Origin of the sequence: Paractinoplanes rhizophilus (assembly GCF_042664765.1) — a bacterium.
Taxonomy (GTDB): Bacteria; Actinomycetota; Actinomycetes; order Mycobacteriales; family Micromonosporaceae; genus Actinoplanes; species Actinoplanes rhizophilus.
Genome location: NZ_JBHTBJ010000015.1, coordinates 1 through 15,123, shown reverse-complemented (window position 1 = coordinate 15,123; position 15,123 = coordinate 1). Strand labels below are relative to the sequence as shown.

The window sequence follows — 15,123 nt, the reverse complement described above, 5'->3', positions numbered from 1 at the left end:
CATGCTGCATCCCCAGGTGACGGCGGCGGCCAAGATCCGCCACCGGCCGCCCTCCGACATCCTCGCGGCCGACCCGTACGAGCAGCTCAAGTTCGCCCGGCAGGCGATGGAGGACGCGGTCGACGCCGAGTGCGGCCCCGCCCTCCCGCTCGCCGTGGTCGCCGACGTCGATGCGCACGGCGTGCCGTGCCGCCTCTACGCGACCCGCCCCGACGCCCCGATCTTCGTCTACCTGCACGGCGGCGGTTGGTCCTACGGCAGCATCGAGACCACCGACCGCACCTGCCGCCGCATCGCCGACCGCTCCGGCTGCGCGGTGCTCAACGTCGGCTACCGCCTCGCCCCCGAGCATGTCTTCCCGGCGGCTCAGGAGGACGTGGAGGCCGTCCTCTCCTATGTCCGTAAATCCGACCTCGGGGTGGACGCCTCCCGCCTGGCCATCGGCGGCGACAGCGCCGGCGCCCAGCTGGCCACCATCGCCGCGCGCCGGCAGCGCGACGCCGGCACCCCCCTCGACCACCAGACCCTGATCTATCCGGCGCTGGATCCCATGACGGCGTCCGCCAGTTACGACGAAGTGGGCGAATACGGCCTGGACCGCCAGGCCATGAAGATGGCCTGGGAGACCTACATCCCCGACCCGGTGCAGCGCCTCACGCCGGACGCCGCCATCTTCGCCACGCCCGACCTGTCCGGCATGCCCAGCACCCTGATCATCACCGCCGAGTACGACGCCCTGCGCGACGAGGGCGCCGACTACGCGGACGCCCTGATCGCCGCCGGCGTCCAGGTCGTGCACACCCGCTACATGGGCGTCAACCACGGCTTCGCCCGCAAGCTGGCCCTGATCGACGCCGCCCGGGCCGCGACCGACCAGGTAGCGTCCTCGCTGCGAGCGGCCCTGCTGTTCTGACGCGCCGCCGGACCGCGAGCAAAAGTCAAAGACCGTCTGGGAGACTTCGGACATGCGTGTCTACCTGGGTTCGGACCACGCCGGTTACGAACTGAAGATGCACCTCGTCAACCACCTGACCAAGCAGGGCCATGACGTCGTCGACGTGGGACCGCACGTCTACGACCCGGAGGACGACTACCCGGCCTTCTGCCTGCACACCGGCGCCAAGGTGGTCGCCGACGAGGGCTCGCTCGGCATCGTCATCGGCGGCTCCGGCAACGGCGAGCAGATCGCCGCCAACAAGATCGACGGGGTCCGCGCGGCGCTGGTCTGGCGTACCGAGATCGCCCAGCTGGCCAGGCAGCACAACGACGCCAACGTGATCAGCATCGGCGCGCGCGAGCACACCCTGGACGAGGCGACGGCCTTCGTGGACGCGTTCCTGGCCACCCCGTTCTCCGGCAACCCACGCCACGCCCGCCGCATCGCCCAACTGGCCGAATACGAACAGTCCCACAAACTCCCCGACCTCCCCGCATCCTGAGTCGGCCGGGGTCACCCTGGGCGGTTTTCTGCCGCTCCTTTTACGGTACGAGTCGGGATAAGTCCCCGTTTCAGGGGCAAGCCGGGTGCCGGCTCACGGCCATACCCGGCCGCCGGGCCATCCGGGCGAGGCGGGCTGGCGCCCGCTTCGCCCGCGCGGGTCGCGCCTGCTTCGCTCGCGCGCTTCGTCGGGGATGTCAGCGGTTGCGCGGAAGCTCCTCGCGCGGCACCCAGTTACGCCGGACGATCGTCAGGTTGCGGTCCGCGTCGGCAAGCTGCTCGTCGGACGGCCGCGCCGCATCCCGTGCCCGCAGCGCCGCACCCACGCTGACCTGCGACGAACCACTGCCCACCAAGCCTCGCAGCCCGCGCTCGGCCTCCCGCTCGTCCCCGCCTCCGCCGCTGCTGCCGTTTCCGCCACTGCCGCCGCCGTTTCCGTCGCGGCCGCCGCTGTTGCCGCCGCTCCTGCCGATGCCCCCGCCGTTGTTGCCGCCCGGTCCGCGGATGCCGCCGGGGGTGCCGTTGCCTGGGGTGCCGCCTGGTGTGCCGCCTGGTGTGCCGCTGCCCAGCGTGCCATTGCCTGGGGTGCCGGCGGGGGTGCCGTTGCCCGGGGTACCACCTGGGGTGCCGCCCGGGATGCCGCGGCCGGGAAACGGGCGCCGGGGCGGGCCGGAGCCTGCCGGGCGGTCTGCGGACGGGCGATCTGCGGGGCGCGGTGGCGGCGCGGGCCGGGCCGGCTCGTCGAGGTCGGCGATCGCGCCGGTCACCGCGTCCGGAGGCGCCGCGGCCCGGTCGCTCGCCGGGTGATGGGTGCCCGTCCCGGCCGCGGGCGCGCCGGCGGCCGAGGCTGGGTCATTCCCCTGGTCGACGGCGGGCGGGACGGTGGTCTCGTGGTCCGGGGGCGGGGTGGCGGGCGCCTGTGCGTGGGATGAGGAGGGACGCACGCGGCGGCGTCGGCGTTCGGGCTCGGCCATGGTGCCGACGCTACCGCCGGGTGGAGCACTCAGAACACCTCGATCGGGCTTGGCGCTCGGTGCCAGCCGAAGGCGGCCGGCGGGACGTTGGCGGTCAGCGGGCGGACGCGGCCGGCGGCGACGAGTGCGCCGAGGGACGTGCCGCCCAGGTAGAGCGCGCCCAGGTCGGTGATCGTCATGGCCAGGTCGGGCGACTCCTCGGTGCGTACGCAACTCGCCTTGTCGGGGCCGCCGGTCAGGCGCCAGCGGCCGGCGTTCGCGGGCAGCAGCGGGTCGGTCACCTCGAGCACCACGTCGACCGGCGTCTGGTAGCGGCGGGCCTCCAGCGCCGACGACAGGTCGACGATGCGGACCCAGAGGGCCTCCTCGTACTTGCGGCCCAGCCGGCGCGGCTCGTCGACCATCAGGTAGAGCGGCTCGTCGACGGCGGCGGTCTCGCAGGTGAGGCTGCGGGCCAGGTCGATGCCGAGCAGGAAGCGCCACAGCGCCGCGTACACCGCGGGGTCGTCGGCGGCGACCTCGTTGACGCGCACCTGGGCGTCGGGGCCGTACTCGTCCCATTTGCCCTTCACCCGCCACAGCGCGTAGCCGGCCGGGTTGCCGTCGGCGTCGTGACAGATCACGCCGTGCCGGGAGGTCGCGCCGCCGCGGTTGTCCTTGAGGTCGGCGAGGTGGTAGTCCCACCACGGGCCGGGGCGGCTCGACCAGCCGACCCGGGACTCGGCGACCCGGGCGAAGATGGCGGCGAGGTCGTCGCGCGCCTTCTTGGGGTCGATCAGCCGCAGGCGCAGGCCGGCGCCCGGGATCTCGGGGCGAATCCGCAGCTCGCGGGTCATCGCGCTCAGCGACATCACGCCGGCCGAGGGGCCGTAGCCGTAGCGCGGGTAGATCGTCGTCTCGCTGGCCCAGAGCACCGCGATCGGCTCGCGGCCGGCCTCGGCCACCTCGGTGAGCTGGCGGTGCATCATGGCGCTGAGCAGGCCCCGCCGGCGATGCGTGGGCGCCACGCCGACGCCGGTGACATGTGCGGCCGGCAGCACCGCGCCGGGAACGGTGAGGTCGCGCGTGAGCGCCGTGGTGTGGCCGACGATCGCGCCGTCGTCGTCGGCCACCAGCGAGCGCTCCGGCTCCAGGATCGTCTGCTCGAGGGCCCGGGCCTCGTCGTCGTAGTCGTGGTGGAAGACGTAGCCGAGCAGATCCACGATCGCGTCGTGGTCGTCGGCCGTCCCCTGGCGAAGACGCACGGATTCGTCCATGGAGTTCTGTGTAACGGACTCGACGCGCGAGGGCGAACGATTTGTGGGCTCGCTACCCTCGATGTGGGGGCGGCAGTACGAAACCAAGGGGGAACGATGCCTGAGCAACCGCAGTGGCATGAGCGGACGCTCGACATGCCACCGCAGGACCCCTGGGCCGACCAGCCCACGGCCCGGGCCACGGGCCCGCGCGGCGCCGGCGACACACTCCCGGCGGTTCCGCCCGGCCACCCCGTCCAGCCCGGCCAGCCCCTCCAGCCTGGGCAGCCCGTCCAGCACGAGCAGCCGCCGTTCTCGCGGGGCCGCGCCCGGGTCAACCCGCAGGCGCACCAGCGGCAGTTCGCCGAGCACGAGCCGACCGGCGTGGGCTGGCCCGGCGCCGACGCGCCGCACGCCCGGGGCATGAGCTGGCGCTGGAGCGACCTGCGCCGGGGCAACGAGTGGTCCACCGCGGCCGCGCTGTTCGCCTTCGTCTGCTGGGGCATCTGGGCGCTCTCCGGCGGCGGCTCGCTGGGCACGTCGGTGATCGTCTTCGTGGTCACCCTGATCGTCGCGGTCGGCGTCTTCTGCCTGGCCCGCGTGGTCGGCTACTACGTGCTCGAGCGCGGCATGCGCCGCCAGCGCCGGTCGGCCCGCGGCTCGCACCTGGTGACCGCCCTGTTCCTGGCCGGCGTCGGCATCGCCGACCTGCAGCAGACCGAGTGGGTCATGACCGCCTGGAATTGGGTGGTCGGCCAGGTGCAGTAACGGCCCGGCCACAACGAACGGCCGTGCGACAGGGATCGGGAACGGTCAGCTGACCGGTTTGCCGCCGGTGATGCCGAGTACCTCGCCGGTCGTGTACGAGGCGTCGTCGCTGGCGAAATAGACGTAGGCCGGCGCCAGCTCGGCGGGTTGCCCGGCGCGCCCGAGCGGTGTGTCCGAGCCGAACGACTCGACCTTCGACGAAGTCATCGTCGACGGGATCAGGGGCGTCCAGATCGGCCCCGGTGCGACGGCGTTGACCCGGATGCCCTTGTCGGCCAGGTCCTCGGCGAGCGCCTTGGTGAATGCCACGATCCCGCCCTTGGTGGTGGCGTAGTCGAGCAGCGCGCTCGACGACTGGTACGCCTGGATCGACGCGGTGTTGATGATCGACGAGCCGGGCGGCATGTGCGGCACGGCGGCGCGGGACAGCCAGAACATCGCGTACAGGTTGGTCTTCATGACCCGGTCGAACTGCTCGGTGGTGATCTCGGTGATCCCGCCCGGCACCATCATCTGGTAGGCGGCGTTGTTGACCAGGATGTCGACCCCGCCGAGGTCGGCCAACGCCCGCGCGACGATCGCGTCGCAGTGCGCCTCGTCGCGGATGTCGCCCGGCATGGTCACGGCCTTCTGCCCGGCCTTCTCGATCAGGGCGGCGGTGTCGCGGGCGTCCTCCTCCTCGTCCGGCAGGTAGGAGATCAGGACGTCGGCGCCCTCCCGGGCGTACGCGATGGCCACCGCCCGCCCGATGCCGGAGTCGCCGCCGGTGATGATCGCTTTCCGCCCGGTCAGCCGGCCCGAGCCTCGGTAGCTCTCCTCGCCGTGATCGGGCCGGTCGGGCATCGCCTCGGTCGAGCCGGGCGGCTGCTGGTCGCCGCCATCGAGCGACGGCTTCGGGTATCTGCTGCGCGGATCAATCATGCCGACGGGATGCCCGGACGGACGCGATTCATGCCCGCGGGCCTCAGACGCCGTCCGCGTTTTGATCGTCCGGCGTCGCGTCGCGCTTGTTCCCGCGGATGCTCGGCCACACCGCCACCACGATCATGGCGATGCCAATCACGATCAGTAATGTCCAGAGCCAGGTCACCGGCCGGACGATACCGGCCCGGCCCGGAACTTCCCAGGGCCGAGCCGGTTGACAGTCACGCCGCGAAGTTCTTGCCCGTCTCCAGCAGCGTCTTGAGGTCGCTGAGGATCCAGGCCCAGCCGCCGCCGGCCCCCTCGTCCTCGGTGCCCGCCACCATCGCGGCCGTTTCCGGCGCGCCGGCCAGCTCGTGCGTGATGGTCAGCTTGCAGACGCCGGCCTGCATCTTGGCGTCCTCGATCTCGTACGTCAGCGTGGTGAACGGCTCGGCCGCGGTCCTCGGGTCCATCAGCATCCGCCAGGTCTGCACCAGCCGCCGCGGCGGCTCGCACTCGAGCACCTCGCCGTCGAGAATGGTCTCCGGCAGCTCGAACCCGTTGGCGGCGGCGTAGTCCTTCATCTCCTTGGTGGCGGTGGCGTGGAACGAGCCGCCCTTCGTCAGCTCGAAGTAGCTCGGCGCCTGGTAGGCATACCGCTTGTTCCACTCCGGGTCGGTGATGGCGGCCCAGATCCGCTCGGGCGTCGCCTTGATCCAGACGCGGTAGACCTGGGTGGTCAGGGCGGTGGTCGGGGCAGTGTCGGTCATGGCTCTTCCTCCAGCGTGTGCTTCAGATCGACGAGGGCCTGCACGTGGTGCTCGGTGTATTTGTCGATCCATCGGTCGTGAATCAGCCGGATCGGCACGGGGTTGAGAAAGTGCAGCTTCTCCCGCCCGGACCGGCGCGTGACGACGAGGCCCGCCTCTTCCAGCACCTTGAGGTGCTTGGCGACGCCGAACCGTGTCATCTCCAGCTCCGACTCGAGCTCCGAGAGCGTGCGGCCGTCGCGCTCGAAGAGCAGGTCGAGAAGGAAACGACGGCTCGGGTCGGCCAGCGCCTTGAACACCCGGTCGTCGTCATCCATGACGCAAAGTTATGTGACCATCCGGTCACGTGTCAAGCACTGAGTTGTCGGGCTGCGCTTCGCTCCGCGGGCCATCGCCCTCCTCGGCGGGGCGATTGCGGTGCGTGATCGCGTGCTGATCCGTGGTCAGATTTAAGAGACTCCTAATAGACGCGCATCGAAGGCGGGCGTTACGTTGGCGGCCGGAATCACTGGAAACCTTCAAGAATGGAAGTGCTCCCAGTTCCGCCGGCCCGCTCCCGTTCCGCCGGGGGTGCACCACCTCACCGGCGGCGGAGTTCTTCCTCTCCGTCGCAAGTTGAGACGGCACAGCGCCGGGTGGCGGCCCGGCGCTGTGCCCCTTTTATGGTCCTTCAGTGACTTTCAACGGCGGCGGGCGAGCATCTCCTGCTCCAGCCGCCAGCTTTCGCCCTTGTCGCTCTCTTGGCCCTCCTCGTCGCTCGAGGTGTAGCCGCGCCAGCGAAAGCTGTCGCCGGTCACGTCCGTGAACTCCCATCGGATCCGCCGGCCGTCCGCCTGCGTGCCCTCCTGGGTGATCCCGCCGTCGTCGGCGGCCCGCCCGGTCAGCGAGGTCACCGAGCCGAGCGGCGAGAACCACACGATCGCCCAGGTCTTGCTCGCCGGGTCGTAGTGCCGCACCGTGCTGCCGGTGACCCGGCGCGGATAGCCGTCCGGGCCCGGCGCGGTGAACCACATGACGTCCTGCACGGTGTGGCCCGCCAGCGCCCACCCGAACGTCCACACCACGGTGCCGGTGACCCACTCCTGCCGGTCCTCGACGTAGTAGCGGTTCACCACGTCCCAGGTGCCGACCAGCCGGCCGTACAGATTCATCTCCCGCTCGTGCCCCGGCCACGGTCCGGCCGCCACAAGCTCGTCGGTCATGCCCATGCCGACAGGCTGCCGCGGGCCGGCGGCGCCGGTCTTGAACGTTCTTGTCGCACCCCCGGCCTAGCCTTGGCGGCGTGCTCGAGCATCGTGTGCTCCTCGAGTCGCCCATCGCGCGGGTGGCCGAGGTGCGCTGCCCCGGCGGCCACGCGTGGAGCCCCGAGGAGCACGTCGGCCCCGCCTCCGTGGTGCTGGTCCGGCGCGGAGTCTTCTTCCGCCGAGCCGACGGGCGTTCCGCGCTCGCCGACGTGACCACGGGCTACGTCCAGTTGCCGGGCCAGTGCCAGCAGATCGCCCACCCCGCCGGCGGCGACGTCTGCACGTCGATCGGCCTCCCCGTCGAGCTGGCGCAACGCTTCGCCGCCGCGCCCCGGCTCGCGGTGCCGCCGGCTGCCGACCTGGCCCACCGTCGCCTGCTAGCCGCCACCCGCACCGACGGTCGCCCGCGGCCGGCCACCCGCACCGACCCCAGTTCGTGTCCGGCCGACCGCACCGACCGCTGTCCGCGGCTGGCCGAGCCGGACGGCTCCGACCTGGTGGCCGAGCTGATCGGCGCGTTGCTCCCCGCACCCGACGGCGTTTCGGCCCCCGCGATCGACGACGTCCGGGCGCTGCTGCACACCGATCCCACCCTCGACCTGACCGCCCTGGCCGCCGCCGTCGGCTGGTCGCCGTGGCACCTCTCGCGGGTCTTCCACCGAGCGACCGGCGACACGATCAACCGCTATCGCCGCCGCCTACGCGTGCGCGCCGCGCTGGATCACCTACCCACCGCCGACAACCTCGCCGGCCTGGCCGCCTACGTGGGCTTCGCCGACCAGGCACACATGACGCGGGCCGTACGTGCCGAAACCGGCAACACCCCAGCAGCCCTGCGCCGGGCCTTGCACAAGCAATGATCGGCACAGGCGAGGCGTACACGGCAATGGCCGCAGGCGGAACCACCCACCCACCGCAGGCGGTATGCCGGACCATGCAACCACCGCAGGCCGTGTCCCTGGACCATGCACCGACCGCAGTCCGTGTCCCGGACCGTGCACCCACCGCAAGAATCAGTCACCGTGGGGGTCTGGGGGCTCGGCCCCCAGGCAGATATGCGGAAGTCCCAGGTCCGCGCCCTCCGCGGACAGGGAACACGCCGGACTGGAGCGGGCGACGAGAATCGAACTCGCGTAATCAGTTTGGAAGACTGAGGCTCTACCATTGAGCTACGCCCGCGTGGCCCCGGCTGCCCGGGGCGCGCCGCCCAGCTTACTGAATCACTCAGCGTCAGTGCGAACCGGATTCCCCACTAGGTGACTCCGAAGCACGTTGACGAAAGCGGACCGCATACACTGGCCCACGCCACCGGGGTGTGGCGCAGCTTGGTAGCGCACTCGCTTTGGGAGCGAGGGGCCGTGGGTTCAAATCCCGCCACCCCGACTGACATCATCTATCCGCAGCAACAAGGAGTACGCCTGTGAAGAGCACCGTCGAGACTCTGAGCCCGACCAGGGTGAAGCTCGCCATCGAGGTGCCGTTCGACGAGCTCAAGCCGAGCCTGCAGAAGGCGTACCGGGAGATCGGCGCGCAGGTGCAGGTGCCGGGCTTCCGTCGTGGCAAGATCCCGGCCGCCGTGATCGACCAGCGGGTCGGCCGCGGCGCGGTCCTCAACGAGGCCGTGCAGGAGGCGATCCCGCAGCAGATCCTCGCCGCGGTCCGTGAGCACGACGTGAAGACCCTCGGCCGCCCCGAGGTGGAGATCACCGAGTTCGCCGACAACGCCCCGCTGAAGTTCACCGCCGAGGTCGACGTCCGTCCCGAGATCACCGTGCCGGACCTGAAGACCATCTCGGTCACCGTCCCGGCCGTCGAGATCGGCGACAACGAGATCGACGAGCAGATCAACGGCCTGCGGGAGCGCTTCGCCACGCTGAAGACCGTCGACCGGCCCGCCGCCGAGGGCGACTACGTGCAGCTCGACCTCAACGCCACCGTCGACGGCGAGGAGGTGCCGGGCGGCTCGGCCACCAACATCTCCCACGAGGTGGGCAGCAAGCAGCTGCTCCCGGGCCTCGACGAGGTCCTCGTCGGGCTAGTCGCCGGCGCCGATGCCGAGTTCACCACCCAGCTCGTCGGCGGCGACTTCGCCGGCCGCGACGCCGAGGTCAAGGTGACCGTGCGCAGCGTCAAGGACAAGCAGCTGCCCGAGATCGACGACGAGTTCGCCCAGCTGGCGAGCGAGTTCGACACGCTCGAGGAGCTGCGCAACGACCTCCGCGAGCGGCTCACCAAGGTCAAGAAGGTCGAGCAGATCTACGCGGCCCGCGACGAGGCCCTCAAGCAGCTCGTCGAGGCGGCCGACATCCCGGCCCCCGAGGGCGTCGTCAAGGAGGAGGTCGAGGGCCGCAAGCAGGCCATGACCGACCAGCTCGAGCGGATCGGCGCGACTCTGCAGGACTACCTCACCTCGGAGGAGAAGACCGAGGAGCAGATCGACCAGGAGCTGACCGAGGCCGCCCAGGAGGGTGTCCGCATCCAGCTGCTGCTCGACACGATCGCCGACGCCGAGGACGTCCAGGTCTCCGACGACGAGTTCGGCCACGAGATCGTGCACCGCGCGCAGCGCGCCCAGATGCAGCCGCAGCAGTACTACGACCAGCTCGTCCAGTCCGGCGCGGCTGCCGCCGTCTTCGGCGACGTCCGCCGCGGCAAGGCGCTGGCCAGCGTCATGGAGCAGGTCGAGATGAAGGACAGCGACGGCAACGTCCTCACCCTGGACGACCTGCGCGAGGTCAGCGAGGCCGAGCACGAGGGCCACAACCATTGATTTGGTTTGAGCCGGGGAGAGTCGCGACCGCCCCGGTGATGAGGAGGCAGTCGATTTCCGACGCCGTGGGGTTTGCGGCGTCGGAAATCGGCTGACTCCTCATCACCCTGAAGGGGGCGGTCGCCCGCGGAGCGAAGCGGAGCCAGCTAGCACTGCGCTGTCAGCGAACACCTGCCCGAGCGGGAAGCTGATGGTCTTTCGACCGGTTAGGTTGGTCGTACGACGGACAACCTGCCGGCCGGAACCTCGGCCGACACAGTCAGCTGTGAAGGGCTGCCATGACCGATCTCCACATCCCCGCGAGCCCCGTGCTGCGCGGCGGCGACACCCTCAGTGGCAACCTCGACGACTCGGTCTTCAACCGCCTGCTGCGCGAGCGCATCATCTTCCTCGGTAGCGAGGTGACCGACGCAGTGGCCAACCGCATCTGCGCGCAGCTGCTGCTGCTTTCCGCCGAGGACCCTGAGCGCGACATCCACCTCTGGATCAACTCCCCGGGTGGCTCGGTCTACTCGGGCATGGCGATCTACGACACGATGCAGTTCATCGACAACGACGTGCAGACCGTCGCGATGGGCATGGCCGCGTCGATGGGGCAGTTCCTGCTCTGCGCCGGCGCCCCCGGCAAGCGCTTCGCGCTGCCGCACGCGCGGATCATGATGCACCAGCCGTCGGGTGGCATGGGCGGCACCGCCGCCGACATCGCCATCCAGGCCGAGCAGATGCTGTACACCAAGCGCATGTTCCAGGAGCGGATCGCGTTCCACACCGGTCAGACCCAGGAGCAGATCGCCGCCGACTTCGACCGTGACCGCTGGTTCACGGCCCAGGAGGCAAAGGACTACGGCTTCATCGACAAGGTGATCACCGGGGCCACCGAGGTCTCCGAGGGCGCTGGAACGCTGAACTGAGGAGCTGAACAATGACCGACCTGACCATGCCTCCCGGGTTCGCTCCGGTGCACAACCGCTACGTTCTCCCGTCCTTCGTCGAGCGTTCCTCGAACGGGATGATGAAGGAGACGAACCCGTACAACAAGATGTTCGAGGACCGGATCATCTTCCTCGGCGTCCAGGTGGACGACGCGTCGGCGAACGACGTGATGGCCCAGCTGCTGACGCTGGAGAGCTCCGACCCCGACCGCGACATCCTGATGTACATCAACTCCCCGGGTGGCTCGTTCACCGCCATGACGGCGATCTACGACACCATGCAGTACGTCCGCCCCGACATCTCCACCGTCTGCCTCGGCCAGGCCGCCTCCGCGGCCGCGGTCCTGCTGGCCGGCGGCACGGCGGGCAAGCGCATGGCGCTGCCGCACTCCCGGGTGCTCATCCACCAGCCGGCCACCGAGGGCGGGTACGGCCAGGGCTCGGACATCGAGATCCAGGCCCGCGAAATTCTCCGCATGCGCACGCAGCTGGAGGAGATGATCTCGCGCCACTCCGGCCAGCCGGTCGACAAGGTCCGCAAGGACATCGACCGCGACAAGATCATGACGGCCGACGAGGCCAAGGAGTACGGCCTGGTCGACGTCGTCCTGGCCACCCGCAAGAAGAGCCTGCAGGCCGTCGGATCGGGCAGCTGACGAGGCGGGAAGGTTGTTCGGTGCCCGCGTTGAGCTGTACCTCGCCGCACGTCAGCGGGTCGCTCTCCACGGGCCTGGACAATCCTCCCCGCCTTCGGCCCGCTCACGGGTGACGGCGGGGCAGTCGGACGGGATGTCAGGGGGCCGGCCGGTGCGCGTTAAAATGGCCGACCCCTGACACGCCCGTTTTGGGGGGTCGGAGAACGGCCCCTTTGCGGGTAACGTCGAGCATGCAGCCTCAGTTACGCGGTTCGGCAGACGATGGGATGGCAACGGGGCGATCTGCCCTCGACCAGGTGTCGGCGTCAAGCCGGCCGATGATCGCAAGGAGAACGTAGGTGGCACGGATCGGTGACGGTGGCGACCTACTGAAGTGCTCCTTCTGTGGGAAGTCCCAGAAGCAGGTCAAAAAGCTCATCGCGGGCCCCGGCGTCTACATCTGCGACGAGTGCATCGACCTCTGCAACGAGATCATCGAAGAGGAACTGGCCGAGACCGGCGAGGTGAAGTGGGAAGAGCTTCCCAAGCCGATGGAGATCTGCGCCTTCCTCGACAACTACGTGGTCGGGCAGGAACAGGCCAAGAAGGCGCTCTCGGTGGCGGTCTACAACCACTACAAGCGCATCCAGGCCGAGTCGAGCGGCGCGCCCGGCAGCGGCAGCGACGTCGAGGTGGCCAAGAGCAACATCATGCTCATCGGTCCCACCGGCTGCGGTAAGACCCATTTGGCCCAGACCCTCGCCCGGATGCTCAACGTCCCGTTCGCGATCGCCGACGCCACGGCGCTGACCGAGGCCGGCTACGTCGGCGAGGACGTGGAAAACATCCTGCTGAAGCTCATCCAGGCCGCCGACTACGACGTGAAGCGCGCCGAGCAGGGCATCATCTACATCGACGAGGTCGACAAGATCGCCCGCAAGAGCGAGAACCCGTCGATCACCCGCGACGTCTCCGGCGAGGGCGTTCAGCAGGCGCTGCTCAAGATCCTCGAGGGCACGGTCGCCAACGTGCCGCCCCAGGGCGGGCGCAAGCACCCGCACCAGGAGTTCATCCAGATCGATACGACGAACGTGCTGTTCATCGTGGGCGGCGCCTTCGCCGGCCTGGATCGCATCATCGAGTCCCGGGTGGGCCACGGCGGCGTGGGCTTCGGCGCTCACCTCCGCTCGATCTCGGAGCGCAACACCGACGACATCTTCAGCAAGGTCATGCCCGAGGACATGCTGAAATTCGGGCTGATCCCCGAGTTCATCGGCCGGCTCCCGGTCATCACGACGGTGCGCAACCTCGACCGCGACGCGCTGATCAAGATCCTGACCGAGCCCCGGAACGCGTACGTGAAGCAGTACCAGCGCCTCTTCGAGCTGGACGGTGTGGAGCTCGAGTTCGACTACGGCGCCCTCGAGGCCATCGCCGACCAGGCCATGCTCAGAGGCACCGGCGCGCGCGGCCTGCGGGCCATCATGGAAGAGGTTCTGCTCTCCGTGATGTACGAGGTGCCCAGCAACCCCGACGCCGCCCGGGTCGTCATCACCCGCGAGGTCGTCCTGGAGAACGTCAACCCGACCATCGTGCCCCGCGAGTTCGTCGGCCGCCGCCGTCGTGCCGACCGCGAGGAGAAGTCCGCCTAGGGCTGTTCGTCCAGCACGCGTCTCTACCAGCACCGCGTCGGCCCAGCGCCGCATCGGCTTGGCTCTGGCGCGGTGCTTGTGCGTACGCTCGGGTCATGCGCGTAGCCGTGTGCCAGCTGAACTCTCGCGACGACCGCGACCACAATCTGGGCGTGGCCCGCGGCCTCTTGGAGCGTGCCGCGGCCGTCGGCGCCGACCTGGCGGTGCTTCCCGAGTACGTCGACTATCTGGGCCCGGGAAAGACCGCGCCGAAGCCGGAGCCGATCGACGGCGAGTTCGCCCAGTTCTTCGCCCGTACGGCCCGCGAGCTCGGCCTCTGGGTGCACGCCGGCTCGTTCCACGAGGTCGGGCCCGACGACGAGCACACCTACAACACCACCCTGGTGTTCTCGCCCGGGGGAGAGCTTGCCGCGACTTATCGCAAGATTCACCTGTACGACGTGGAGATCGCCGGACGCGTCTCCTACCAGGAGTCTCGCTCGGTCTCGCCGGGCGAGCGCACCGTGGTCGCCGACATCGCCGGCATCCCTACCGGCCTGTCGATCTGCTACGACCTTCGTTTCCCCGAGCTGTACCGGCGTCTGGCGATCGACGGAGCCCGGGTGCTGGTGGTGCCGGCCGCGTTCATGATGCACACCGGACGCGACCACTGGGAGGTCCTGTTGCGGGCCCGCGCGATCGAGAACCAGTGCTATGTGGTCGCCGCCGGCCAGATCGGGGACCACGAGCCATCCCGTACGTGCTTCGGCCGCAGCATGGTGATCGACCCGTGGGGGACGGTGCTCGCGCAGGCGCCGGACGACGTCACGATCGCCACGGCCGAGCTTGACCTGGCGCGTCTGGAGAAGATTCGCGAGGAGCTGCCCAGCCTCGCGAACCGTCGTCTGCCCTGAGATTACCGGGTGCGACCGGGGTCACAGGAGCTGCACCAGGTAGCCGATCAGTGCCAGCCCGATCACGGCGCTGCCGGTTAGCAGGAGAGCCCCGCCCATCCGGGTGGGGCCGCGGCGGGCCAAGCGCAGGGTCGAGATCACCAGCGTGACCAGCACAAGTGCGCCGATCACCAGCTGCCCGGCGGGGAGGAGGAGATCGGAGATGGCGTCGGCCGCCAGCGTGGGGGAGGAACCCATGACCCCACTGTGTCATGGTCCCGCGGGCGGGCGCGGGACCTCGCGGTCATGAGGGTCGATTTGCATCGGCCGCCGGTGATCACGTAACTTTCTCTCTGCCCGCGGGAAACCCGGACGGAACGGCACGAAAGTGACGGTCGTCGGAGATTCCACGGACGGCGGAAGCGAGCGGTAAACTTGCCGAAGCACCGGGCGATAGCCTGCGAAGATCCTCTTGAAAACTGGGTTTGCGTCGGCGGAGTTGACCGGGTAGAGTTACAAAGCCCGCAGGGAGCCGGGCAGACTGATCGCCTCAGCGATCGTCGGCCGGTCCAGCGAGGTTACCTCGACGACCAAGCCGCTTAATCACGGGTGCGTCTTGCGGGGAAATTTGGGCGGTGCCAGCAAGATCTAGGATCTTGCGGTGGCGAAACCGACCAGGTAAGTTTGAGCGGTTGCCCCGAGGGTGGTTTTACTTCGGGTGTGGTTGTTCTTTGAGAACTCAACAGGGTGCTTGTAAAGCCAGTGCCAAATGTAGTTTTTTCCCTGGCCGGTTTGATCCGGCTTGGATTCCTTTGGCAACTTTTGTTGTCAGGATGCTTTTTGACAAGGTTTTTGTTGGAGAGTTTGATCCTGGCTCAGGACGAACGCTGGCGGCGTGCTTAACACATGCAAGTCGAGCGGAAAGGCCCT

Annotated in this window: 17 protein-coding genes, 2 tRNA genes and 1 rRNA gene; 11 read left to right on the top strand and 9 right to left on the bottom strand. The window is 69.4% G+C overall.

Annotation, left to right across the window (positions count from 1 at the left end; genetic code table 11):
- Window position 1 precedes the first annotated feature (1 nt).
- Window positions 2-913, top strand: coding sequence for an alpha/beta hydrolase (locus ACFQS1_RS20930; protein WP_378970832.1), 912 nt, complete (start codon window positions 2-4; stop codon window positions 911-913).
- Window positions 914-965: 52 nt separating this feature from the next.
- The gene (locus ACFQS1_RS20925) at window positions 966-1,439 is read left to right on the top strand and encodes a ribose-5-phosphate isomerase (RefSeq protein WP_378970829.1); all 474 of its coding nucleotides are present in this window, start codon (window positions 966-968) and stop codon (window positions 1,437-1,439) included.
- Between the two features lie 196 nt (window positions 1,440-1,635).
- Here ACFQS1_RS20925 and ACFQS1_RS20920 read toward each other — a convergent pair whose 3' ends face one another.
- Both ACFQS1_RS20920 and ACFQS1_RS20915 read right to left on the bottom strand, forming a co-directional pair.
- A complete protein-coding gene (locus ACFQS1_RS20920; protein ID WP_378971148.1) occupies window positions 1,636-1,911 on the bottom strand; it encodes a hypothetical protein in 276 nt (91 codons plus the stop codon).
- 530 nt (window positions 1,912-2,441) lie between these two features.
- Window positions 2,442-3,668, bottom strand: a complete 1,227-nt coding sequence (locus ACFQS1_RS20915; RefSeq protein WP_378970827.1) for a GNAT family N-acetyltransferase — start codon at window positions 3,666-3,668, stop codon at window positions 2,442-2,444.
- Window positions 3,669-3,764: 96 nt separating this feature from the next.
- Here ACFQS1_RS20915 and ACFQS1_RS20910 point away from each other — a divergent pair, with 96 nt between their 5' ends.
- Window positions 3,765-4,415 (top strand): DNA-directed RNA polymerase II, encoded by a 651-nt coding sequence (locus tag ACFQS1_RS20910; RefSeq protein WP_378970825.1) that lies wholly within the window; start codon window positions 3,765-3,767, stop codon window positions 4,413-4,415.
- 45 nt (window positions 4,416-4,460) lie between these two features.
- On the opposite strand, the gene ACFQS1_RS20905 is transcribed toward ACFQS1_RS20910, so the two are convergent.
- From ACFQS1_RS20905 to ACFQS1_RS20885, 5 genes are all read right to left on the bottom strand, one after another.
- Window positions 4,461-5,336 (bottom strand): SDR family oxidoreductase, encoded by an 876-nt coding sequence (locus ACFQS1_RS20905; protein WP_378970822.1) that lies wholly within the window; start codon window positions 5,334-5,336, stop codon window positions 4,461-4,463.
- Window positions 5,337-5,379: 43 nt separating this feature from the next.
- Window positions 5,380-5,505, bottom strand: coding sequence for a hypothetical protein (locus ACFQS1_RS20900; RefSeq protein ID WP_378970820.1), 126 nt, complete (start codon window positions 5,503-5,505; stop codon window positions 5,380-5,382).
- Window positions 5,506-5,560: 55 nt separating this feature from the next.
- Window positions 5,561-6,088 (bottom strand): SRPBCC domain-containing protein, encoded by a 528-nt coding sequence (locus ACFQS1_RS20895; protein WP_378970817.1) that lies wholly within the window; start codon window positions 6,086-6,088, stop codon window positions 5,561-5,563.
- Window positions 6,085-6,405 (bottom strand): ArsR/SmtB family transcription factor, encoded by a 321-nt coding sequence (locus tag ACFQS1_RS20890; protein WP_378970815.1) that lies wholly within the window; start codon window positions 6,403-6,405, stop codon window positions 6,085-6,087. Before ACFQS1_RS20890 ends, ACFQS1_RS20895 begins: the two co-directional genes overlap by 4 nt.
- Before the next feature lie 363 nt (window positions 6,406-6,768).
- Entirely contained in the window at window positions 6,769-7,296 is a 528-nt protein-coding gene (locus ACFQS1_RS20885; RefSeq protein ID WP_378970812.1) for a hypothetical protein, read from the bottom strand.
- A gap of 74 nt (window positions 7,297-7,370) precedes the next feature.
- Between ACFQS1_RS20885 and ACFQS1_RS20880 the strand changes: the two genes are divergently transcribed.
- Window positions 7,371-8,192: a helix-turn-helix domain-containing protein gene (locus ACFQS1_RS20880; RefSeq protein WP_378970809.1), complete on the top strand. Its 822-nt coding sequence runs from the start codon at window positions 7,371-7,373 to the stop codon at window positions 8,190-8,192.
- 245 nt (window positions 8,193-8,437) lie between these two features.
- Here ACFQS1_RS20880 and ACFQS1_RS20875 read toward each other — a convergent pair.
- Window positions 8,438-8,511: transfer RNA gene (locus ACFQS1_RS20875), tRNA-Gly, on the bottom strand.
- Window positions 8,512-8,641: 130 nt separating this feature from the next.
- Here ACFQS1_RS20875 and ACFQS1_RS20870 point away from each other — a divergent pair.
- The 6 genes from ACFQS1_RS20870 (at window position 8,642) to ACFQS1_RS20845 (ending at window position 14,214) form a co-directional block, all read left to right on the top strand.
- A tRNA-Pro gene (locus ACFQS1_RS20870) sits at window positions 8,642-8,715 on the top strand.
- Window positions 8,716-8,752: 37 nt separating this feature from the next.
- A complete protein-coding gene (gene tig / locus ACFQS1_RS20865) occupies window positions 8,753-10,102 on the top strand; it encodes a trigger factor (protein WP_378970807.1) in 1,350 nt (449 codons plus the stop codon).
- Window positions 10,103-10,380: 278 nt separating this feature from the next.
- Window positions 10,381-11,013 carry an ATP-dependent Clp protease proteolytic subunit gene (locus ACFQS1_RS20860; protein ID WP_378970804.1) on the top strand — a complete coding sequence of 211 codons (633 nt, stop codon included), beginning with the start codon at window positions 10,381-10,383 and terminating at the stop codon, window positions 11,011-11,013.
- An 11-nt stretch (window positions 11,014-11,024) separates the two neighbouring features.
- Window positions 11,025-11,690: an ATP-dependent Clp protease proteolytic subunit gene (locus ACFQS1_RS20855; protein ID WP_378970802.1), complete on the top strand. Its 666-nt coding sequence runs from the start codon at window positions 11,025-11,027 to the stop codon at window positions 11,688-11,690.
- Window positions 11,691-12,028: 338 nt separating this feature from the next.
- Entirely contained in the window at window positions 12,029-13,321 is a 1,293-nt protein-coding gene (gene clpX / locus ACFQS1_RS20850) for an ATP-dependent Clp protease ATP-binding subunit ClpX (protein ID WP_378970799.1), read from the top strand.
- Between the two features lie 95 nt (window positions 13,322-13,416).
- Window positions 13,417-14,214, top strand: coding sequence for a carbon-nitrogen hydrolase family protein (locus ACFQS1_RS20845; RefSeq protein ID WP_378970797.1), 798 nt, complete (start codon window positions 13,417-13,419; stop codon window positions 14,212-14,214).
- A 21-nt stretch (window positions 14,215-14,235) separates the two neighbouring features.
- Here ACFQS1_RS20845 and ACFQS1_RS20840 read toward each other — a convergent pair whose 3' ends face one another.
- Window positions 14,236-14,451, bottom strand: coding sequence for a hypothetical protein (locus tag ACFQS1_RS20840; protein ID WP_378970794.1), 216 nt, complete (start codon window positions 14,449-14,451; stop codon window positions 14,236-14,238).
- A gap of 594 nt (window positions 14,452-15,045) precedes the next feature.
- On the opposite strand from ACFQS1_RS20840, the gene ACFQS1_RS20835 reads away from it, so the two are divergent.
- Window positions 15,046-15,123, top strand: a 16S ribosomal RNA gene (locus tag ACFQS1_RS20835); the annotation flags it as partial.